22 protein-coding genes are annotated in these 19,095 nt (G+C 62.1%); 17 read left to right on the forward strand and 5 right to left on the reverse strand.

The annotated features are described in order from the left end of the window. Window positions 1-16: 16 nt before the first annotated feature. Window positions 17-916 carry a 16S rRNA (cytidine(1402)-2'-O)-methyltransferase gene (rsmI, locus tag DFP86_RS06125; protein ID WP_243729318.1) on the reverse strand — a complete coding sequence of 300 codons (900 nt, stop codon included), beginning with the start codon at window positions 914-916 and terminating at the stop codon, window positions 17-19. On the opposite strand from rsmI, the gene DFP86_RS06130 reads away from it, so the two are divergent. From DFP86_RS06130 to DFP86_RS06145, 4 genes are read left to right on the forward strand one after another with little or no spacing between them, the layout of a single operon-like run. Then, window positions 911-2,119, forward strand: a complete 1,209-nt coding sequence (locus DFP86_RS06130) for a penicillin-binding protein activator (protein WP_133679214.1) — start codon at window positions 911-913, stop codon at window positions 2,117-2,119. The genes rsmI and DFP86_RS06130 overlap by 6 nt on opposite strands. After that, complete coding sequence (locus DFP86_RS06135) at window positions 2,116-2,454, forward strand: YraN family protein (RefSeq protein WP_133679217.1); 339 nt, start codon at window positions 2,116-2,118, stop codon at window positions 2,452-2,454. The genes DFP86_RS06130 and DFP86_RS06135 overlap by 4 nt, the downstream gene beginning before the upstream one ends. Window positions 2,455-2,474: 20 nt before the next feature. Continuing rightward, window positions 2,475-3,065 carry a phosphoheptose isomerase gene (locus DFP86_RS06140; protein ID WP_133679219.1) on the forward strand — a complete coding sequence of 197 codons (591 nt, stop codon included), beginning with the start codon at window positions 2,475-2,477 and terminating at the stop codon, window positions 3,063-3,065. Next, entirely contained in the window at window positions 3,062-3,676 is a 615-nt protein-coding gene (locus tag DFP86_RS06145) for a BON domain-containing protein (RefSeq protein WP_243729319.1), read from the forward strand. Before DFP86_RS06140 ends, DFP86_RS06145 begins: the two co-directional genes overlap by 4 nt. A gap of 30 nt (window positions 3,677-3,706) precedes the next feature. On the opposite strand, the gene DFP86_RS06150 is transcribed toward DFP86_RS06145, so the two are convergent. The 4 genes from DFP86_RS06150 to DFP86_RS06165 all read right to left on the reverse strand — a co-directional run bounded on the left by DFP86_RS06150 (window position 3,707) and on the right by DFP86_RS06165 (window position 7,590). Continuing rightward, on the reverse strand, window positions 3,707-4,909 hold the full coding sequence (locus DFP86_RS06150; RefSeq protein ID WP_133679221.1) for a sensor domain-containing phosphodiesterase: 1,203 nt from the start codon (window positions 4,907-4,909) through the stop codon (window positions 3,707-3,709). 157 nt (window positions 4,910-5,066) lie between these two features. Beyond that, entirely contained in the window at window positions 5,067-6,020 is a 954-nt protein-coding gene (locus DFP86_RS06155; RefSeq protein WP_133679223.1) for a Tim44 domain-containing protein, read from the reverse strand. A gap of 55 nt (window positions 6,021-6,075) precedes the next feature. Then, window positions 6,076-6,777 carry a tRNA (N6-threonylcarbamoyladenosine(37)-N6)-methyltransferase TrmO gene (tsaA, locus tag DFP86_RS06160; protein ID WP_133679225.1) on the reverse strand — a complete coding sequence of 234 codons (702 nt, stop codon included), beginning with the start codon at window positions 6,775-6,777 and terminating at the stop codon, window positions 6,076-6,078. Between the two features lie 60 nt (window positions 6,778-6,837). Beyond that, window positions 6,838-7,590, reverse strand: coding sequence for a GNAT family N-acetyltransferase (locus DFP86_RS06165; protein ID WP_133679227.1), 753 nt, complete (start codon window positions 7,588-7,590; stop codon window positions 6,838-6,840). 206 nt (window positions 7,591-7,796) lie between these two features. Between DFP86_RS06165 and mnmG the strand changes: the two genes are divergently transcribed. The 13 genes from mnmG (at window position 7,797) to DFP86_RS06230 (ending at window position 19,061) form a co-directional block, all read left to right on the forward strand. Beyond that, window positions 7,797-9,689: a tRNA uridine-5-carboxymethylaminomethyl(34) synthesis enzyme MnmG gene (gene mnmG / locus DFP86_RS06170; RefSeq protein WP_133679229.1), complete on the forward strand. Its 1,893-nt coding sequence runs from the start codon at window positions 7,797-7,799 to the stop codon at window positions 9,687-9,689. Between the two features lie 80 nt (window positions 9,690-9,769). Beyond that, window positions 9,770-10,396, forward strand: coding sequence for a 16S rRNA (guanine(527)-N(7))-methyltransferase RsmG (rsmG, locus tag DFP86_RS06175; RefSeq protein WP_133679489.1), 627 nt, complete (start codon window positions 9,770-9,772; stop codon window positions 10,394-10,396). Continuing rightward, window positions 10,393-11,184: a ParA family protein gene (locus DFP86_RS06180; RefSeq protein ID WP_133679231.1), complete on the forward strand. Its 792-nt coding sequence runs from the start codon at window positions 10,393-10,395 to the stop codon at window positions 11,182-11,184. The genes rsmG and DFP86_RS06180 overlap by 4 nt, the downstream gene beginning before the upstream one ends. A 3-nt stretch (window positions 11,185-11,187) precedes the next feature. After that, on the forward strand, window positions 11,188-12,033 hold the full coding sequence (locus DFP86_RS06185; RefSeq protein ID WP_133679233.1) for a ParB/RepB/Spo0J family partition protein: 846 nt from the start codon (window positions 11,188-11,190) through the stop codon (window positions 12,031-12,033). 90 nt (window positions 12,034-12,123) lie between these two features. Beyond that, window positions 12,124-12,483 carry an ATP synthase subunit I gene (locus DFP86_RS06190; RefSeq protein WP_133679235.1) on the forward strand — a complete coding sequence of 120 codons (360 nt, stop codon included), beginning with the start codon at window positions 12,124-12,126 and terminating at the stop codon, window positions 12,481-12,483. A 15-nt stretch (window positions 12,484-12,498) separates the two neighbouring features. Next, window positions 12,499-13,305 carry a F0F1 ATP synthase subunit A gene (gene atpB, locus DFP86_RS06195; RefSeq protein WP_133679237.1) on the forward strand — a complete coding sequence of 269 codons (807 nt, stop codon included), beginning with the start codon at window positions 12,499-12,501 and terminating at the stop codon, window positions 13,303-13,305. A gap of 65 nt (window positions 13,306-13,370) precedes the next feature. Next, entirely contained in the window at window positions 13,371-13,661 is a 291-nt protein-coding gene (atpE, locus tag DFP86_RS06200) for a F0F1 ATP synthase subunit C (protein WP_133679239.1), read from the forward strand. Window positions 13,662-13,708: 47 nt separating this feature from the next. Further along, the gene (locus DFP86_RS06205; RefSeq protein WP_133679241.1) at window positions 13,709-14,179 is read left to right on the forward strand and encodes a F0F1 ATP synthase subunit B; all 471 of its coding nucleotides are present in this window, start codon (window positions 13,709-13,711) and stop codon (window positions 14,177-14,179) included. 7 nt (window positions 14,180-14,186) lie between these two features. Beyond that, window positions 14,187-14,723, forward strand: coding sequence for a F0F1 ATP synthase subunit delta (locus tag DFP86_RS06210; RefSeq protein ID WP_133679244.1), 537 nt, complete (start codon window positions 14,187-14,189; stop codon window positions 14,721-14,723). An 8-nt stretch (window positions 14,724-14,731) separates the two neighbouring features. Then, window positions 14,732-16,276: a F0F1 ATP synthase subunit alpha gene (atpA, locus tag DFP86_RS06215; protein ID WP_133679247.1), complete on the forward strand. Its 1,545-nt coding sequence runs from the start codon at window positions 14,732-14,734 to the stop codon at window positions 16,274-16,276. A 47-nt stretch (window positions 16,277-16,323) separates the two neighbouring features. Further along, window positions 16,324-17,190, forward strand: a complete 867-nt coding sequence (gene atpG / locus DFP86_RS06220) for a F0F1 ATP synthase subunit gamma (RefSeq protein ID WP_133679249.1) — start codon at window positions 16,324-16,326, stop codon at window positions 17,188-17,190. Window positions 17,191-17,229: 39 nt separating this feature from the next. Continuing rightward, window positions 17,230-18,627 carry a F0F1 ATP synthase subunit beta gene (gene atpD, locus DFP86_RS06225; protein WP_133679251.1) on the forward strand — a complete coding sequence of 466 codons (1,398 nt, stop codon included), beginning with the start codon at window positions 17,230-17,232 and terminating at the stop codon, window positions 18,625-18,627. Window positions 18,628-18,638: 11 nt separating this feature from the next. Then, the gene (locus tag DFP86_RS06230) at window positions 18,639-19,061 is read left to right on the forward strand and encodes a F0F1 ATP synthase subunit epsilon (RefSeq protein WP_133679253.1); all 423 of its coding nucleotides are present in this window, start codon (window positions 18,639-18,641) and stop codon (window positions 19,059-19,061) included. Window positions 19,062-19,095 lie beyond the last annotated feature (34 nt).

Here is a 19,095-nt window from a genome sequence, read left to right on the forward strand (position 1 = left end):
GAGTAAATGTAAACGCTCATTCGCGATCTTTTTTCAGGGTCAGTGCGTGATCGTACAGCGCCTTCTTGTTTGCCCCGGTCAGTTTGGCCGCCAGCGCGGCGGCTTGTTTGGTCGGCAGTTCGGCCGCCAGGGTGGCGAGTACGTGCAGCGCTTCGGCGCTCGGGCCTTCGTCTTGCGGCACGGGCGGGGCGGCGTCGATGACCAGCACGAATTCGCCGCGTTGCTGATTGGCGTCGTCGGTGACGAAGGCCAGCATCTCGCCGGCTGGCAGGGTGCGCAGGGTTTCGAAGGTTTTGGTGAGTTCGCGGGCGATGAACAGCCGTCGCTCGGGGCCGAGTTCGGCCACGATGTCCTGCAGGGTGTCCAGGATGCGATGCGGCGCTTCGTAGCACACCACGCTGTATTCGGTTTGGCGCCATTGCGCCAGCGTGCGGCGCCGTTCGCCCGATTTGGGCGGCAGGAAGCCGTGGAACAGGAACGACGGTGCGGTCAGGCCGCTGGCCGATAGCGCCGTCACGACCGCGCTGGCGCCCGGTAGCGGGCAGACCGGCAGGTCCGCCGCGCGCACGGCTTCGACCAGCCGAGCGCCGGGGTCGGAGATGGCGGGGGTGCCGGCATCGGAGACTTGGACGACGATCAGGCCTTCGCGCAGCCAGCCGATGACTTGCTCGGCCATGGCGCGCTCGTTGTGTTCGCGCAGGCTGACGAGCTTGGGAGCGTGCAGGCCGTAGGCTTTGAGCAGTTGCCCGGTGACGCGGGTATCTTCTGCGCAGACCACGTCGGCGGCGGTGAGCGCAGCCAGGCCGCGCGCGGTGATATCCGCCAGATTTCCAATGGGAGTGGCCAGAACATATAATGACCCGGGTAGGAAAGACTCCCCGGACGACTCAATCAAGCGAGCGAACGAAGTATGCAAAAACTGGCTCCACTGATGGTTGGTGCACTGGTGGCATGGCTGAACATGGCCCATGCGCAGGAACCCGACTATATCATTCAAAGCAATGCCGCGCCGCTCAATCCGCTGAGTGTCTCCCCCCTTGCCCAGCCCCGGCCCGCACCGGCTCCGCCACCGACGTCGGCGCCACCCGCCGCGCCTGTGTCGGTGCCGCAGGTTGTTCCTCCCGCACCGGTGCCGACGCCTGCTCCAGTTCCTCAAGCCGCGTCCGCGCCGCAGCCGATGCCGCTGGCGTCGAGCAAGCCCAAGCTGAAGATCGGCGTGTTGCTGCCGACCGGTTCGGCTACGTTCGGCGAGGCCGCGCAGGTGGTGCGCGATGGCATGGATGCCGCCGCCGCCACCGATGGCCAGGCCGAGTTGGTGTATGTCGACGAGCAAACGCGCGATCTGGTGGCGCGTTATCGTGCGCTGGTGGCTTCCGGCGTGCGCGTTGTGGTGGGGCCGTTGACCCGGCCTGGCATCGCCGCCATCGCCAAGGATGTGTCGGTGCCAACTTTGGCGCTCAATGCCGTCGACCCCGCACTCAAGGCTAGCCCGCGCCTGTTGAGCCTGTCGTTGATTGTGGAAGGCGAGGCGCGGCAGGTGGTGCGCATCATGCAGGAAGACGGCCGAGGTAAGCCGCTGGTGGTCAGCACCGCCGATCCGTTGTCGCGGCGCTTGACCCAGGCGTTCGTCGACGAGTGGCAGAAGCGCACCGGGGTGACCCCGTCCGTGCTCGACTGGCCGTTCGATGCCGCCATGACCGGCGCTTTGGCGCAGGCCGATGCGGTGTTCATCGCCATGACGCCGCACGAGGCTTCCGCCTTGAAGGCCGCCTTGCCGGCGACGCTGTCGGTCTACGCCACTTCGCAGTTGGATACGCGCAAGCCCGATGCATCGCTGGCCGGCATCCGCTTTATCGATATGCCGTGGTTCCTGATGCCGGGGCAAGAGCAGGTTAAGCATTATCCGCGGCCGTCGGCGGCGCTGACTATGCAGACCGAACGGTTGTACGCCTTGGGCATCGATGCCTACCGTCTGGCGGTGCTGATGGCCAATGGCAAACCGGCGCCCGGCACGCTCAAATTGTCCGGGGTGACCGGCGATTTGATGTTGGGTCACGATCGCCAGTTTGAGCGAACTTTGCCACTGGCGGTGATGATGCCGGATAATAACGGCCAATGAATAAGATCGGCCGTGAGGCCGAGGATCGGGCATTGAGCTGGCTGTTGCGCCAGGGGCTGGTATTGGTCGAGCGCAATTGGCGTTGCCGGGGGGGCGAACTGGACCTGGTGATGCGCGATGCCGGCGTTTGGGTGTTTGTCGAAGTGCGCCATCGCGGCGATAGCCGGTTCGGCGGCGCCGCGGAGAGTCTGACGCGCGCCAAGCTTGCGCGCCTGCAGCATGCGGCGACTTTATATATGCAAGGCAAGGGGTTGTTCGATGCCCATTGCCGTTTCGATGCCGTGCTGTCGCGAGGCGACGGTGGGCTGGACTGGATTAAAAATTTTCTGGCGTGAAGTCGCGCGGAAGGAAAAGCATGGATTTGATCGAGCGTGTCAACGCACATTTTTTGGATAGCATCGCCGCCAAGCAGGAAGCGATGGCTTCATTGGCGCCGGTCGTGGCCGCCGCGGCCGAGCGCATGGTGCAGTGCTTCATGGGCGAAGGCAAGATTTTGTCTTGCGGCAACGGCGGTTCCGCCGCCGATGCACAGCATTTCGCGGCCGAGATGGTGGGGCGGTTCGAGAAGGAGCGCATGGGCTTGCCGGCTATTTCGCTGGCCACCGATACCTCGGCGCTGACCGCCATCGGCAACGATTACGATTTCGACATGGTGTTCTCCAAGCAGGTACGTGCCTTGGGTCATGCCAACGATATCCTGCTGGCGATCTCGACTTCGGGTAATTCGGCCAACGTGATCGAGGCCATCGGCGCCGCGCACGAGCGCGGTATGTGCGTCATCGCATTGACCGGGCGCGATGGCGGCAAGATCGCCGAGGTGCTGTCGCCGGACGACTTGCTGCTCAATGTGCCGGTGATGCGCACTTGCCGCATTCAAGAGGTTCACATCCTGTTGATCCACGCGGTCTGCGATGCGGTCGACTATATGCTGCTGGGGGCCGAATGATGCGCCGTTCTCTGATGACCGTTTTGCTGGCGGCTGCGCTCGGCTCGGCGCTGAGCGGCTGCTTCCCCCTGATCGCCGGCGGTGTGGCCGGAACGGCCATGGTGGCCAGCGACCGCCGCACCAGCGGGGCCTATGTCGACGACCAGTCCATCGAACTCAAGGCTTCGTCGCAGCTGTCGAACAAATTCCCCAATGCCCATATCAACGTCAATAGCTTCAACCGTACCGCGCTGATGACCGGCGAGGTGGCGAGCGACGACGAGCGTCTGCGCGCCGAGATGGTGGTGCGCGCGCTGCCGGGCGTGAAGCGGGTGGAAAACTACACGGTCGTGGCCGATCCGACGACTTTCAGCCAACGCAACAACGACACCTGGATCACCACCAAGGTGCGTAGCCGCTTGGTCAGCGGCAAGGGTAATTACTCGTCGCAAGCCATTAAGTTGGTGACCGAGCGTGGCGTGGTCTACATGATGGGCCTGGTTACGCGGGAAGAGGGCGATGCCGTGGCCGAGGTGGCTAGCCAGACGGCCGGCGTGCAGAAAGTCGTGACCTTGTTCGAATATCTCAATGCGATACCGGCTTTGCCGGCCGACGCTTCGTCGGCGCAGTAGCGCCGCATTTCCCTGCGCCGTCGTCTGCCCTCAGCGGCCGGATGACGGCGCCAGCATATCGGTGCACAGCACGTGCATCGATTCGTCGATCTCAATTGCCATCGATAGCGTGACACAGGTTCGGGTATCGGTCATCGACAGGTACGGCTCGCTCATGTACAGCACGCCGGGTTGATCGATGGCGTGCTGGAAGTAGGCCCGGCGCGACCAGATGGCGCCGGTGGTGTCGGCCAGCGGGGCGAATTTGGGGTGGGTGCTCTGGGTCGCGGCCTGTTTGGTGTTGAGGTTGCGGCCGATCTGGCGCCCTTCGCTATCGAGCAGGAAGCAGCGCAAGACATTGGGCATCGACAGCAGCGGCCGCGCCGCTTCGTCGAACGGCGTGTTCTGGATCAGCAGGATGGCGCTTTGCACGAAGGACTGGCGTGCCAGTTCGAGCTGGCGCCGAGTGATCTTGCGCCGTAGCAGGTCGCGCACCATCAGTTCGTCCCAGCGCGCATCGATGCGCGGGGTGATCAGTTCGTCGCCGTCGGGGGCCAGGCCGGGCCGAGCGATGTAATCGCCTTGCACCAGATCGCAGCCCGATTCCAGTGCGACCAGCACGTCGTTGTCGGTTTCGATGCCTTCCTGGATCACCAATGCACCAGATTCGTGCATCAGATGCACCAAACGGAACAGCAGATTGCGCAGGCGCGGATTGTTGCTGGCGCTACGCAGCAGTTGGCGGTCGAATTTGACCAGGTCGGGCTCCATTTCGCAGATGTGGTCGAGATGCGCGTGGCCGACACCGAAGTCGTCGATGGCGATCAGGAATCCCTGCTTGCGCAGTTGGCGTATGCATTGCTGCAGCTTGTCGTCGCCGCCGAGGGCGTGCTCCTGCACTTCCAATACCACGCTTTGCGGTGAGAGGCCGGCGGCGGCGATCGACTCGGTGACCAGGGCGGTGCGTGCCGGATCGATCAGCGAAGCCGGGTGTACATTGAGAAACAGCCAGCGCGGTTCGCTTGGCACCGGGGCGTGGGCGACATGGGTGCGCAAGATGGCCAGATCAAGCTGATAACAGGCTTCGGGATCTTCCATCAATGCAAAAACCTGCCCCGGCATCAACGGTCGGCCGGCATGCTTGGCGCGTAGCAGGGCTTCGAAGCCGACAGTGCGGCGGTGCGCCAGACTGTAGATCGGCTGAAAGTGCGAGCTGAGCGCGAGTCCGGCATGTTCTGTCGGCGCCTGATTCATCTTGGATCTCCCGAAACCTGCAAACGGAATGCCGCTTAGCATTCCAATGGTGCAACCATATCTTCTGACAGCTTACCAAGCAAGCAGCATTCCAGTATGACAAGCACCATGAAAAAAGGGCCGCGAGGGCCCTTTTTTGTCGTTGCAACCGATGGCGTCAACTTTGTTGAATGCCGGAGACCATCCACTTGCCGTTGGTGTCGGCGCTCTTGATGAAATGCCAGGTTTCCGAGAACGGCACCGGCGCCGCGTTGACTTCTTCGCTGACTTGTCCCAAGAAGCGCACGCTGGCGACGATGCGGCCGTTTTCTTCGCTGCATTCGACCAATTGGCAATCCAGGTTGGTGAAGTCGGCGACCGCTTGATTGCCGGCGATGTCGTGACGCAGTTCTTCGAACAGCTCCGGGGTCATATAACGGCGCACTTCGTCCAGCGAGTCGGGCGAGTTCAGGCTTTGCAGGTGCAGGAAGATGCCCTTGGCCTGGCGCAGGAAATACGGGGTTTCGGTGCCATCCGGCAGGCGGCGGGTGTCGAATGCCGCGGTGGGCGCCGCATTGCCGCCATTGTTCGGGAAGCCGGAACCGATGGCCGGAATCGGATCGAAGCGATTGTCGTTGGCCAGCGGCTGCGCCGAAGGCGGCGCGGGGCGATGGGCCTGCGGGGCGTGTTCCGGCATGGCCATACGGCGGCGGAACCATACCAGGCCGATCAGGAAGACCGCGCCGAGCAGGATGACCCAATGCCAAGGAATGCCGGGTTGTTGCGGCGCCTGCTCAGCGGCGGCTGCTGCCGGTGCCGAAGCGGTCGCCGGTGCGGCGTTGGCCTTGTTCGACATGGCGGAGCCCGCCATGTAGCCGACCGCGGCGCCGGCCGCGCCGGCGGCGATGGCGGTGCCGACGCCGACACCCTTCTTCTGCGGTTGTGCCGGTACCTGGGCGGGCGCGGGTTGCGGTGCCACAGGCGTCGTCTGGCGCTGGTAGGACTGCGTGGGCGCGGCGCGGCGCATGCCGACGCTACGTCCCTTGCCCATGCGTGCCGCTTCGGCCAACGGCGAGAGCAGCAAAGAAATCAGTGAGAAGGCGAGAATCGCCGTCTTCGCGCGAGAATTCATAACCTAGTTTTCCCAAGTGAGATGTCAGCATGCTTTCGGACACCGACATGTTCAGTTAGTTCAGGGGCGCATCGCGGATTTCAAGTACTTCGACATCTTGTTCGCTCACGCGGAAACGCACGTCGGTGTCGAACAGGCGCACGCCATAAACTCTGGCGGGGTCATCCTGGTAGGCGGGGCGCGGGTCTTGCGCCAGGATCTGGTCCACCAGCCGGCGGAAGTCCGCGGGCAGGGTCGGACGGGCGTTCAGATCCGCTTCGGCCCGCGCACTCCAGTTGACGGGCAGTTGCGGCGGTGGGCCGTCGACGAAGCCGCTTCGCGCGTCGGGGCGCGACTCGACAAACGGGATATAGGGCTTGATGTCGAGTACCGGTGTGCCGTCGAGCAGATCGGCGCCGTTCAGTATCAGCCGCACACCTTGATCCCGTTCGATACCGGCCAGTTCGACCAGCGACAGCCCGATCGGATTCGGCCGGTGGGTCGAGCGGCTGGCGAACACGCCGACCTTGGCGTTGCCGCCGAGGCGTGGCGGCCGGATCAGCGGTGTCCAACCGCGCGCGGCGGTTTCATGGAACACGAACTGCAGCCAGATGTGCGAAAAGGTTTCCAGCCCGCGCACCGTATCCGGGTGGTCGAACGGCGGCAGCAGCACCAGTTCGGCACGCGCGGCGGGGGCAAGCGAACTTTGGCGTGGAATGCCGAATTTCTCCTTGAACGGAGAGCGGATCAGGCCAATGGGCTCGAAGGTGAATTGCATTGCCGCATTATAACCCACCGATGCGCGCCGATTCGTTCGAATCGGCGCGTGCGGATGGGGTTATTTGCTGCCGAAGTGCTTGTCGTAGCGCTTGCTCAATCGGTTCATCGACAGCAGCATGAAAAAGTCGGCGCAGTTGAAGTCCGGATCCCAGGCCGGTTCGCCGCAAACAAAGGCGCCGGCACGCAGGTAACCCTTGATCAGCGGCGGCATCGGCGCCGGCGCGGCGTCGTCCACCACGCGATCCAATGGCAGCGGCAATAGCGGGAACACTCGCCATTCGGCCGGGGCCAGATGGCTGGCTTCCAGTTGGCGATACAGGCTCACGGCCTGATGGCCGCCATCGGCCAGGCTGACGCTGGCGCAGCCGGCGAGGTATTCGCAGCCGTGCTTGCGTACGTAATCGGCCAGACCGGCCCACAATAGCGTGATGACGCCGCCGGTACGGAAATCTTTGTGTACGCAGGAACGCCCCACCTCGATCAGCCGCGGACGCAGGTGGTCGAGCCGGGCAATGTTGAATTCGTGTTCCGAGTACAGGCTCGGCGCGCGCGCCGCGGCCTCCGGCGTCAGCATGCGGTAGGTGCCGACGACCATGCCCGTGGCGTGATCCTCGACGATCAAGTGTTCGCAGTAATCGTCGTACTCGTCGCAGTCCAGCCCCAGATCGGCCGAGGCCAGCTGGGCGCCCATTTCGCCGGCAAATACGTCGAAACGCAGCTTCTGGACGCGCAGCAGATCGCCCGCGCCTTGGGCCAGACGCAGCGACAGCTTGTTTTCACGGCGGGCAGCTAGGTTTTGATTCAGTTGCATGCTTGGCTCCAATGGCTGTTGGTGGGGATCATGCTAAGCAGCGCGTTTGAAGTTTGTATGTAATGCCGATGACTATCCGGTTACAGCGGCGCGGCCCGTTTTGAGGCGAACGCGCCGCTGTATGTGAATTGAAAGAAATCAAAAGCTTAAATTCGATCGGAATTTGACGTAAAATGATACGTTTTTAGCTGAATTTCGAGCAGGCCATGATTTATCCGACGCATTTCGACGTCATCGTCGTAGGGGGCGGTCACGCCGGCACCGAGGCGGCGCTCGCCGCCGCCCGTATGGGACGCCAGACCCTACTGTTGAGCCACAACATCGAATCGCTCGGCCAGATGTCTTGCAATCCGTCCATCGGCGGTATCGGCAAGGGGCATCTGGTGCGCGAGGTGGATGCGCTCGGCGGCGCCATGGCGTTGGCGACCGACATTGGCGGTATCCAATTCCGCACTTTGAACGCGTCCAAGGGGCCGGCGGTGCGTGCCACCCGCGCCCAGGCCGACCGCGTGCTGTACAAGGCGGCGATCCGCCACATGCTGGAAAACCAGCCCAATTTGATGCTGTTCCAGCAGCCGGTGGACGATCTGCTGCTGGAAGGCGAGCGCGTGATCGGCGTCAAGACCGCCATCGGCGTCGCGTTCCACGGCAAGACCGTGGTGTTGACCGCCGGCACTTTCCTTGCCGGCAAGATTCACGTCGGCCTGTCCAATTACACAGGCGGCCGTGCCGGCGACCAGGCGGCGTCGGTGCTGGGCGCCAAGCTGCGCGAATTGAGCCTGCCGGTCGGCCGTTTGAAGACCGGTACGCCGCCGCGTATCGACGGCCGCTCCATCGATTTTTCCGTCATGGAAGAACAACCGGGCGACGCGCCCGAGCCGGTGTTTTCGGTGAGGGGTTCGCGCGCCATGCATCCGCGCCAGCTGCCGTGCTGGATTACCCACACCACCACGCAGACGCACGACATCATCCGCTCCGGTTTCGACCGCAGCCCGATGTTCACCGGCGTGATCGAGGGGGTCGGCCCGCGCTACTGCCCGTCGATCGAGGACAAGATCAACCGCTTTGCCGATAAGGACAGCCATCAGATCTTCCTCGAACCGGAAGGGCTGGATACGCACGAGTATTACCCTAACGGCATCTCCACCAGTCTGCCGTTCGATATCCAGCTGGCCGCCGTGCGCAGTATTCCGGGGCTGGAGAACGCGCACATCCTGCGTCCCGGTTACGCCATCGAGTACGACTACTTCGATCCGCGTGGCTTGAAGTCCACCTTCGAAACCAAGGCCATCCACGGCTTGTTCTTCGCCGGCCAGATCAACGGCACCACCGGCTATGAAGAAGCGGCGGCCCAAGGGTTGTTCGCCGGGATGAACGCCGCGCTGTTGGCGAGCGAGGAGGAGGGCTGGTGTCCGCGCCGCGACGAGGCCTACCTGGGGGTGTTGGTCGACGACCTGATTACCAAGGGGGTGTCCGAGCCGTATCGCATGTTCACCAGCCGCGCCGAGTTCCGCCTGCAGTTGCGCGAGGACAATGCCGATCTGCGCCTGACCGAGGCCGGCAGGCGCTTCGGCCTGGTGGGCGACGCGCAGTGGGAGGCGTTCTGCCGCAAACGCGATGCCGTCGAGGCGGAAAAAGCCCGGCTCAAGGCGACGTGGGTGCATCCGGCGCGTAGCGACCAAGCCATGTTGACGGCTTTGCTCGGCCGGCCAATCGAGCGCGAGTACAATCTGCACGATCTGCTGAAGCGGCCGGATGTGACCTATGCCGCCTTGATGGCCTTGCCGGAAGCCCAGGCCGGCGTCGATGACGACGTGGTTGCCGAGCAAGTGGAAATTCAGGTCAAATACCAAGGCTATATCGACCGTCAGAACGACGAACTGGCGCGGCGGGACAATCTGGATGAAGTGCGGTTGCCGGCGGACATCGATTACGCCCTGGTTGCGGGCCTGTCGAAGGAAGTGCAGCAGAAGCTTAACGGCCAGCGCCCGGAGACCCTGGGGCAGGCATCGCGCATCCAGGGGGTGACCCCGGCGGCCATCGCCTTGCTGATGGTGCACCTGAAACGCGGTTTCGGCGACGCCAAGAAAACCGCCTGACGATAACAAGGTAGGGTGCCGTCGCCGGCCAAGGCACGGCGGGGCGCCCGCGGGACTCGTGACACGTAAGGGTGAGCAAAATAAATACAATCAGCGAACTGTCTTTGGGGCTGGAAAGCATCGGGCTCGATCTGAGCGCCCGGCAATTGGCCTCGCTCGATGCCTATCTGGCCTTATTGGCCAAATGGAATCAAACCTACAATCTCACCGCCGTGCGCGAAACCGAGCGCATGGTCAGCTACCACTTGCTCGACAGCCTGACGCTGGTGCCGCATCTCGACGGCGGAACGCGGTTGCTGGACGTCGGTTCCGGCGGCGGCATGCCGGGCATTCCGGCGGCGATCGCCCGCCCGGATCTGCAGGTGGTGTTGTTGGACGCCAACCACAAAAAGACGACTTTCTTGCGTCAAGCGGCAATCGAGTTGAAACTGCCCAATGTCGAAGTGATGACCGAGCGGGTTGAGCTATTCCAGCCGGAGCGGAAATTCGACCGAATCACCAGTCGCGCTTTTGCCGAACTGGCCGAATTCGTTAAGTTGACCCGCCATTTGCTGGCAGAGGACGGCCAGTTCGTGGCGATGAAGGGGGTCTACCCTTACGAGGAGATCGCCCAATTGCCCGCCGACATCGCGGTCAGCGAAGTGGTGCCGGTCAGCGTGCCCGGCCTCGATGCCGAGCGCCATCTGGTGAGAATGGTGATGCAATGACTAGCCGCATAATCGCGGTCGCGAATCAAAAAGGCGGCGTCGGCAAGACCACCACCGTGGTCAACTTGGCCGCCAGTCTGGCCGAACTCGGCCGCCGCGTGCTGATCGTCGACCTCGATCCGCAGGGCAATGCCACGATGGGTAGCGGCATTGCCAAGCAAACCCTCAATCACAGTATCTATCACGTCTTGCTCGGCCACGCCGACGCGCGCGACGTGCGCCAACATGCGCGCGAGGGCGGCTTCGACGTGTTGCCGGCCAACCGCGATCTGGCCGGTGCCGAGATCGAGCTGGTGCAGGAACTGGCGCGCGAGCAACGGTTGAAGAATGCGCTGGCGCAACTCGAAGGCCTCTACGATTACATCCTGATCGACTGCCCGCCCTCGCTCAATCTGCTGACCCTCAATGGCCTGGTGGCGGCCGACGGCGTGCTGATTCCCATGGTGTGCGAATACTATGCGCTCGAAGGCTTGTCCGATCTGGTCGGTACGCTGCGCAAAGTGCGCGCCGCCGTCAATCCGCGTATCGAGATCCTCGGGTTGTTGCGCACCATGTTCGATGCGCGCAGCAACCTGTCGCAACAAGTCGCCGATCAGTTGGCGCAGCATTTCCGCAACAAGGTGTTCGAGACCGTCATTCCACGCAATATCCGGCTGGCCGAAGCGCCGAGCCATGGTTTGCCCGGGCTGGTCTACGACCGCAATGCGCGCGGCGCGCAAGCCTATTTAACGTTGGCGGGCGAATTGTTGACCCGTCTTGAATCTGAACCCGCACAAGCAACCCACTAAATCATGGTCAAACTCAAAGGACTCGGACGCGGCCTCGATGCGCTGCTTTCCGTTGCCGAAACGGCGGAAGACCGCTTGCAGACGCTCGCCATCGATCTGATCCGCCCGGGCAAGTACCAGCCGCGCTCGCGCATGAACGAAGAAGCGCTTAACGATTTGGCCGATTCGATCCGCTCCCAGGGGATCATCCAGCCCGTGGTGGTGCGCGAGGTCGGCTTTGGCGAATACGAGCTGATCGCCGGCGAACGGCGCTGGCGCGCGGCACGCATCGCCGGGCTCGCCGAGCTGCCGGCGGTGATCAAAACCGTGCCGGACGAAGCCGCGCTGGCGATGGCGCTGATAGAAAATATCCAGCGGCAGGAGTTGGACGCGATTGAAGAGGCGCAAGGCATTCAGCGCTTGATTAATGAATTTGGCATGAGTCATGAAACGGCCGCCCAAGCGTTAGGACGTTCGCGTAGCGCGGTGTCGAATTTGTTGCGTTTGTTGTCTCTGCCCGAGGCCATCCAATCCATGTTGCATGAAAGCCAACTGGAGATGGGGCATGCTCGCGCCTTGTTGACCTTACCGCCGCAGCGACAGATGAAACTGGCGCAAGAGGCCGTCAAACACGGCTTGTCGGTGCGCGAAGTCGAACGCCGCGCGCAGCAGGAAGACCGCCCGGCGCCGGTTCGGCCGCCGCAGGATCCCGACGTCAAGCGCCTGGCGGACACGCTGGCCGAACATCTTGGCGCCGGTGTCGCCATCCGCCATGGAAAGGGCGGAAAGGGCAAAATTACAATTGAATATTCTTCTGTCGCGGCTTTGGAGGGGATATTAGAAAAACTGCAAGTAAAATCAATGGAATGATCCTGTGTTACAAACAGTTTCGAGCGGTCGCTCGGTTGACTGATCTTCCATGCCAAGCCTATAATCGTGCGATTTTTCACAAAATCGGACATGAATAATCCGGATATAGCACGAGTGCTGCGCCTGCAGCTCAAACTGGTTCTGGCTGCGGTGGCGCTGAGCGCAATCCTTGGGGGGATGCGCGCCAATGTCGTGGTATCGACGTCCCTGGGGGGGCTTTCCGCGTTGATACCGGCCTGGGTCTACAGCCGGATCGCCTATGCCAAGCGCCATGTTCCGCCCAGCGTCCTGATGAGGGCGCATTTCCGGGGCGAGGCGGTCAAGTTCATGCTGACCGTGGCGATGTTCGGTTGCGTGCTGGTGTATTACAAGAATTTATCCGTAGCCGGTTTGTTCTGCGGATACCTTGCCGCGGTATCCGGCTATTGGTTCGGGCTTCTAATTAAATAAACAGAGAAAAGCGCAATGGCAAGCAACGCATCTGAGTATATCAAGCACCATTTGACGTTCTGGAATTCCGCCGACGGACTCTCGAGCGTCCATATCGATACCTTCTCCGTTTCCCTGCTCCTCGGTTTCCTGTTCGCTATCGTGATGGCCTACGTCGCGCGCAACGCGAAGATGGAAAACCCGGGTCGTCTGCAGCTGTTCGTCGAGTCGTTGATCGAAATGATCGACAGCCAGGTCAAGGACGTGTTCCACGCCAAGAGCAAGCTGGTGGCGCCGCTCGCGCTGACCATCTTCTGCTGGGTGTTCCTGATGAACGCCATGGACATGCTGCCGGTCGACCTGATTCCGACGGCCGCCCAGTGGATCGGCCACAGCTTCTTCGGCATGGAACCCGAGCACGTGTACTTCCGCGTGGTGCCGTCGGCCGACGTCAACGCCACCTTCGCGATGTCGCTGTCGGTGCTGTTCCTGATCTTCGCCTTCTCGATCAAGCACAAGGGTGTGGGCGGCTACGGCAAAGAACTGCTGACGGCGCCGTTCCATGCCTCGGGTCCGGTAGGCACCCTGATCCTGGCCCCGATCAACTTCGTCTTCCAGTTGATCGAATTGCTGGCCAAACCGATTTCGCTGTCCTTGCGGTTGTTCGGCAACATGTACGCCGGCGAACTGATCTTCATTCTGATCGCGCTCCTGCCGTGGTGGTGCCAATGGGCTCTGGGGGGTCCGTGGGTCATCTTCCACATTCTGATCATTACGCTGCAGGCGTTCGTTTTCATGATGCTGACCGTCGTGTACTTGAGCCTGGCAGTCGAAAGCCATTGATTTAGTCGTAAAGCTTTAAACCCTTTTTCCAACCATACGTGTTTCAAAGTTCTTAGGAGAATTAAATGGAAGCATTCGTTTCTCAGATCCAGTCGATGACCGCTCTGGCCGCTGCCCTGATCATTGGCATGGGCGCCCTCGGTACCGCCATCGGCTTCGCCATTCTGGGCGGCAAGTTCCTGGAGTCCTCCGCACGCCAACCGGAAATGATCGCGGTTCTGCAAACCAAGCTGTTCATTATCGCCGGTCTGCTTGACGCGGTATCGATGATCGGTGTCGGCGTTGCCCTGCTGTACACCTTCAACAACCCGTTCCTGTCCGCTGCCCTGGCCGCCATTCATCAGCACGCTGGTTAATCAGCCTGAAAACGGTGTTGTAGACACTCTACTGGAGGAAAACAAGCGTGGAATTTAACGCGACATTACTGGGTCAGGCGCTGACGTTCGCCGTCTTGGTATGGTTCACCATGAAGTTTGTTTGGCCTCCGCTTACCAACATGATGGATGCTCGCGCCAAGCGCATCGCCGACGGCTTGTCCGCCGCCGAGCGCGGCAAGCAGGATCTGGAAGCTGCCGAGAAGCGCGTCGCCGACGAGCTGCGCAAGGCTCGCCAACAAGCGACCGAAATCCTGCACGCTGCCGAAAAGCGCGCTCATCAGATCGTCGATGAAGCGGCCGACGCCGCGCGCGCCGAAAGCGCACGCATCGTGGCCGACGCAAAGACCGAAATCGATCAAGAAGTCATGCGCACCAAGGAAACCCTGCGACTGCAAGTGGCCGAACTGGCCGTTGCCGGCGCGCAGCAAATCCTGAGTCGCGAGATCGATCCGGCCAAGCACGCCGATCTGCTCGCCTCCATCAAAGCGGAGTTTTAAGACACTCATGGCAGAACTCATTACCGTCGCAAGGCCCTACGCCGAAGCGGTATTCAGTCTGGCAAGCGAAGAACGGCGCCTCGACGCCTGGCTCGAAGCGCTCGAGTTGCTGGCTGCCATGGTGAACAACCCGGACGTGGCGAATGCCGTCACCAACCCGAAACATACCGCAGAAGAGATTGAGGCATTGTTCCTGGACGTTTTGGGCGAGCGCGCCGACAACGAGGTGAAACGCTTCGTGGCCATGCTCATCGAAAACAGCCGACTGATGCTGTTGCCGGAAATCGCCAAGCAGTACGCCGCGTTGAAGGCCGAGGCCGAAGGCGCGATCGAAGCCCGCGTGCAGTCCGCCTATCCGCTGACCGACGGTCAAGCGGCCGAGCTGGTGGCCACCTTGTCCAAGCGCTACGGCAAGTCCGTGCGTCTCGACGTCAAGGTTGACCCCGAACTGATCGGCGGCGCCCGTGTCCTGGTCGGCGACGACGTTATCGATGCGTCGGTCCGCGGCAAACTGTACGCCCTGGCGGCAAGCCTCAAGAATTAGGAGAGATCATGCAGTTGAACCCCTCTGAGATCAGCGATCTGATCAAAGCCAAGATCCAGAATCTGTCGGCTGGCGCAGAGACCCGTACCCTGGGTACGGTTATCTCCGTCACCGACGGTATCGTCCGGATCCACGGCCTGGCGGACGTGATGCAGGGCGAAATGCTCGAATTCCCGGGCAATACCTTCGGCCTCGCCATGAACCTGGAGCGTGACTCCGTGGGCGCCGTGATTCTCGGCGAATACGAGCACATCTCCGAAGGCGACGAAGTCAAGTGTACCGGTCGCATCCTGGAAGTGCCGGTCGGTCGCGAACTGATCGGCCGCGTGGTGAACGCGCTGGGTCAGCCGATCGACGGCAAGGGCCCGATCGGTGCCACCGAGTTCTCGCCGATCGAAAAGATCGCACCGGGCGTGATCGCCCGTCAGTCGGTATCGCAACCGATGCAAACCGGTCTGAAGGCCATCGACTCGATGGTACCGGTCGGCCGCGGTCAGCGTGAGCTGATCATCGGCGACCGTCAGACCGGCAAGACCGCCGTTGCGCTCGACGCCATCATCAACCAAAAGGGCACCGGCGTTGTCTGCATCTACGTAGCGATCGGCCAAAAGGCCTCCTCCATCGCCAACGTGGTGCGCAAGCTGGAAGAGCACGGCGCGCTGGGCCACACCATCGTGGTTGCCGCCACCGCTTCCGAAGCCGCCGCGCTGCAGTACATCGCGCCGTACTCCGGCTGCACCATGGGCGAGTACTTCCGCGACCGTGGCGAAGATGCCCTGATCGTGTACGACGACCTGTCCAAGCAAGCCGTGGCCTATCGTCAGATCTCGCTGCTCCTGCGCCGTCCGCCGGGCCGCGAAGCCTACCCGGGCGACGTGTTCTACCTGCACTCCCGTCTGCTGGAACGCGCTTCGCGCATCAACGATGTCGAAGTGGCCAAGCTGACCAATGGCGCCGTGACCGGCAAAACCGGTTCGCTGACCGCGCTGCCGATCATCGAGACCCAGGCGGGCGACGTTTCCGCGTTCGTACCGACCAACGTGATCTCGATTACCGACGGCCAGATCTTCCTGGAAACCGACTTGTTCAACGCGGGTATCCGTCCGGCCATCAACGCCGGTATCTCGGTATCGCGCGTCGGCGGCGCCGCCCAGACCAAGGTTGTCAAGAAGCTCGGCGGCGGTATCCGTCTCGCGCTGGCCCAGTACCGCGAGTTGGCTGCGTTCTCGCAGTTCGCCTCCGACCTGGACGAAGCCACCCGCAAGCAGCTGCTGCACGGCGAGATCGTGACCGAACTGATGAAGCAGAACCAGTACGCCACGCTGTCGGTTGCCGAAATGTCGCTGACCCTGTGGGCTGTGAACAAGGGCTACTACGAAGATGTGCCGGTCAAGAAGGCACTGGAATTCGAAGCCGCGTTCCTGGCCGACCTGCGTGCCAACAACGGCGCTTTGCTGGCCGACGTTGACCGTACCGGCGAACTGACCGGCGAGCAGGAACAGGTTCTGGTCAAGGCGATGGAATCCTTCAAAGCCGGCTTCAGCTACCACTGACCTTTTGACTGACTCACTACTTACGAGACATACGAAAGGTTCAGGATATGGCAGTCGGCAAAGAGATTCTCACCAAGATCCGTAGCGTGCAAAACACGCAGAAGATCACGCGCGCAATGCAGATGGTGTCGACCTCCAAGATGCGCAAGACGCAAGAGCGTATGCGCACTGCCCGTCCTTACGCCGAAAAGGTGCGCACCGTCATGGGCCACCTTGCCATGGCCAATATGACCGACGTGGTGCACCCGATGCTGGTGCAACGCCCGGTCAAGCGTGCCGGGGTGATCCTGATCACCTCGGACAAAGGCCTGTGCGGCGGCTTGAACGTCAACACCCTGAAGCGATTCTTCGCCCAGGTGAAGTCGTTGACCGACGAGGGCATCGAGGTGGACGTGTGCTGCTTGGGGCAAAAAGGTCTGGCGGCCTGCCAACGGGCGGGCCTGAACATCGCGGCCAGCGCCACCCAACTGGGTGACGTGCCGAAGATGGAACGCCTGATCGGCCCGTTGCGCGTGTTGTTCGAGAAATACGCGGAAGGTGAACTGGACGTCATCCACGTGGTGTATTCCAAGTTCATCAACACGATGAAACAGGAACCGGTCGACGAGCAATTGGTGCCGGTGAAGCCGAAGCAGATGGTCGTGGAAAGCGGACCCTCGTGGGATTACCTCTACGAGCCGAACCCGTTCTCCGTGCTGGACGTGCTGGTGCGTCGTTACCTGGAATCGGTGGTTTACCAAGCTCTGGCCGAGAACATGGCCTCGGAGCAGGCGGCGCGTATGGTCGCCATGAAGGCCGCCACCGACAACGCGGGCAACGCCATCAAGCAATTGCGCCTTGTGTACAACAAGTCGCGCCAGGCGGCGATTACCACCGAACTGTCCGAAATCGTGGCCGGAGCCGCCGCGGTATAACGCGCGCGCCGTAACAGTTTACAAGTTTAGGAACCGATAATGAGCCAAGGCAAAATCGTACAAATCATTGGCGCCGTCGTCGACGTGGAGTTTCCGCGCGACGCCATGCCAAAGGTTTATGATGCCCTGAAGCTGGTTGACCACGACCTGACCCTCGAAGTCCAGCAGCAGCTGGGCGACGGCGTCGTGCGCACCATCGCCATGGGCAGCTCCGACGGTCTGAAGCGTGGCATGGCTGTCAAGAATACCGGCGCGGCGATCACCGTACCGGTAGGCAATGCCACCCTCGGCCGCATCATGGACGTGTTGGGCAACCCGGTGGACGAAGCCGGTCCGGTACAGTCCGAAGAAGTCCGCGCCATTCACCAGTCCGCACCGAAGTTCGACGAACTGTCGAGCTCGACCGAACTGCTGGAAACCGGCATCAAGGTGATCGACCTGCTGTGCCCGTTCGCCAAGGGCGGTAAGGTCGGCCTGTTCGGCGGCGCCGGCGTGGGCAAGACCGTCAACATGATGGAACTGATCAACAACATCGCCAAGGCGCACTCGGGCCTGTCCGTGTTCGCCGGCGTGGGCGAGCGTACCCGCGAAGGGAACGACTTCTACCACGAAATGAAGGACTCCAACGTCCTCGACAAGGTGGCGATGGTGTATGGCCAGATGAACGAGCCGCCGGGCAACCGTCTGCGCGTGGCGCTGACCGGTCTGACCATGGCCGAGTACTTCCGCGACCAGAAGGATGCCACCGGCAAGGGCCGCGACGTGCTGCTGTTCATCGACAACATCTACCGTTACACCCTGGCCGGTACCGAAGTGTCCGCCTTGCTGGGCCGTATGCCGTCCGCCGTGGGCTACCAGCCGACGCTGGCGGAAGAAATGGGCCGTCTGCAAGAGCGCATCACCTCGACCCGCACCGGTTCGATCACCTCGATCCAGGCCGTCTATGTGCCTGCCGATGACTTGACCGACCCGTCCCCGGCCACCACCTTCGCGCACTTGGATGCGACCGTGGTACTGTCGCGCGACATCGCCTCGCTGGGTATCTACCCGGCCGTCGACCCGCTCGACTCCACCTCGCGCCAGCTCGATCCGCTGGTTGTCGGCGAAGAGCACTACACCGTGGCCCGCGGCGTGCAGTCCACCCTGCAGCGCTACAAGGAACTGCGCGACATTATCGCGATCCTGGGTATGGACGAATTGTCGCCGGAAGATAAGCTGATCGTGGCTCGCGCCCGTAAGATCCAGCGCTTCCTGTCGCAGCCGTTCCATGTGGCCGAAGTGTTCACCGGCTCCCCGGGCAAGTACGTGTCGCTCAAGGACACCATCAAGGGCTTCAAGGCTATTCTCGGCGGCGAGTACGACCATCTTCCGGAGCAGGCATTCTATATGCTGGGCGCCATTGAAGAGGCGGTTGAGAGAGCCAAGACCCTTAACTAAGGAGAGGGCTCATGTCCAAGATGCAGGTAGAAGTGGTCAGCTCCGAGCAGCTCATCTATTCCGGTGAAGCCGAGTTTTTGGTGGCGCCGGCGCAAGAGGGTGAAATCGGTGTGTATCCGCGACACATTCCGCTGTTGACCCAGATTCGGCCGGGCATTCTGCGCCTGACCGTTCCGGGCAGCAAGGATGAAGTCCTGGTGGCCGTCTCCGGAGGCGTCATGGAAGTGCAGCCGGAACTCGTCACTGTGTTGGCCGACACGGCCATCCGCGGCGAAGACCTCGACGAAGCGCGCGCCAACGAGGCAAAGCGCAACGCCGAAGACGCGTTGAAGAAAGCCACCGACGACCAGTCGACCGCGCGCGCGCATGCCGCGCTGGCGACGGCCATCGCCGAGCTCAAGGCGCTGGACTACCTCCGTAAGCGTCACCATTAAGACCTCTGTCTGATAGAGGTCTAAAAGGAAACTC

This window comes from Paludibacterium purpuratum, assembly GCF_004363805.1.
In the GTDB taxonomy this organism is placed as follows: domain Bacteria; phylum Pseudomonadota; class Gammaproteobacteria; order Burkholderiales; family Chromobacteriaceae; genus Paludibacterium; species Paludibacterium purpuratum.